Origin of the sequence: Mesorhizobium sp. M7A.F.Ca.CA.004.04.2.1, from assembly GCF_004022825.1 — a bacterium.
Lineage (GTDB): Bacteria > Pseudomonadota > Alphaproteobacteria > Rhizobiales > Rhizobiaceae > Mesorhizobium.
The window spans coordinates 1-1,507 of the sequence record NZ_RZPH01001255.1 but is presented as its reverse complement, the minus strand read 5'-3'; the positions used below and the strand labels follow the sequence as shown (position 1 = coordinate 1,507).

General features: G+C 63.1%; 1 protein-coding gene. It reads left to right on the top strand.

What is annotated here, in order from left to right; genetic code table 11:
• The coding region (locus EN893_RS33585; RefSeq protein WP_164901366.1) for a beta-L-arabinofuranosidase domain-containing protein at positions 1-1,507 on the top strand (1,507 nt) is incomplete at both ends.

Genomic DNA, 1,507 nt, shown 5'->3' with positions numbered 1-1,507 from the left:
TGCTGGAGCAGATCGATCCGGACCGCCCCTCGCCCGGCATAGTCATCCCCTTCCACTCGCCCTCCCCCGACGAAGCCGACCGCCAGGGCGCGGAATTCACTGGATCGACGGTGACCACGCAGATGTTCTGGGATTCCGATCTCGGCAAGACGATCGAGACCGCGGCCTATTCGCTTTACCGGCGCAAGAACCCCGAACTGGAGAAGAAGATCGATGCCGTCATCGACATGTATGGCAAGCTGCAGCAGGAGGACGGCTATCTCTCGAGCTGGTATCAGCGCATCCAGCCCGGCAAGCGCTGGACCAATCTGCGCGACTGCCACGAGCTCTATTGCGCCGGCCACCTGATCGAGGGCGCGGTCGCCTATTACCAGGCGACGGGAAAACGCAAGCTGCTCGACATCATGTGCCGCTATGCCGACCATATCGCGTCGGTGCTCGGCCCCGAGCCCGGCAAGAAGAAGGGCTATTGCGGACATGAGGAGATCGAGCTGGCGCTGGTCAAGCTGGCGCGGGTGACAGGCGAGCGGAAATACATGGAGCTGGCCAAATACTTCATCGACCAGCGCGGGCAGCAGCCGCATTATTTCGACGAGGAGGCCCGCGCCCGCGGCGCCGACCCGAAGGCCTATCATTTCAAGACCTATGAATACAGCCAGTCGCACATCCCGGTGCGCGAGCAGGACAAGGTCGTCGGCCACGCGGTCAGGGCGATGTACCTCTATTCCGGCATGGCCGACATCGCCACCGAATATGGCGACGACACGCTGCGGTCGGCGCTCGACCTTCTGTGGGACGATCTCACCACCAAGAGCCTCTATATCACCGGCGGGCTCGGGCCATCGGCGCACAATGAGGGGTTCACCAGCGACTATGACCTGCCCAACGAGAGCGCCTATGCCGAGACCTGTGCAGCGGTGGGCCTGGTGTTCTGGGCCAGCCGCATGCTCGGCATGGGGCCGAATGCGCGCTACGCCGACATGATGGAACGCGCCCTCTACAACGGTTCGATCTCGGGCCTGTCGCTCGACGGCTCGCTGTTTTTCTACGAGAATCCATTGGAAAGCCGGGGCAAGCACAACAGGTGGAAATGGCACCGCTGCCCGTGCTGCCCACCCAATATCGGGCGCATGGTCGCCTCGATCGGCAGCTATTTCTACAGCCTGGCCGACGACGCGTTGGCCATCCACCTCTATGGCGACTCGACCGCCCGTTTCGACATATCGGGCGTCCCGGTCGGCGTGACGCAGACGAGCCGCTATCCCTGGGACGGCGCCGTCGAGATCGTGCTCGAACCGCAGGCGCCGGTCGAATTCACCTTGCACCTGCGCATTCCAGCCTGGAGCGCCAGTGCCCAGTTGAAGGTGAACGGCGAGGCCATCAAGCTGGCTGAGATCACCAGCGACGGCTACGCCGCGATCAAGCGGACATGGAAGAAGGGCGACAATATCCGGCTCGATCTCGAAATGCCGATCGAGCGGCTCTATGCCAACCCGCAGGTGCGCCA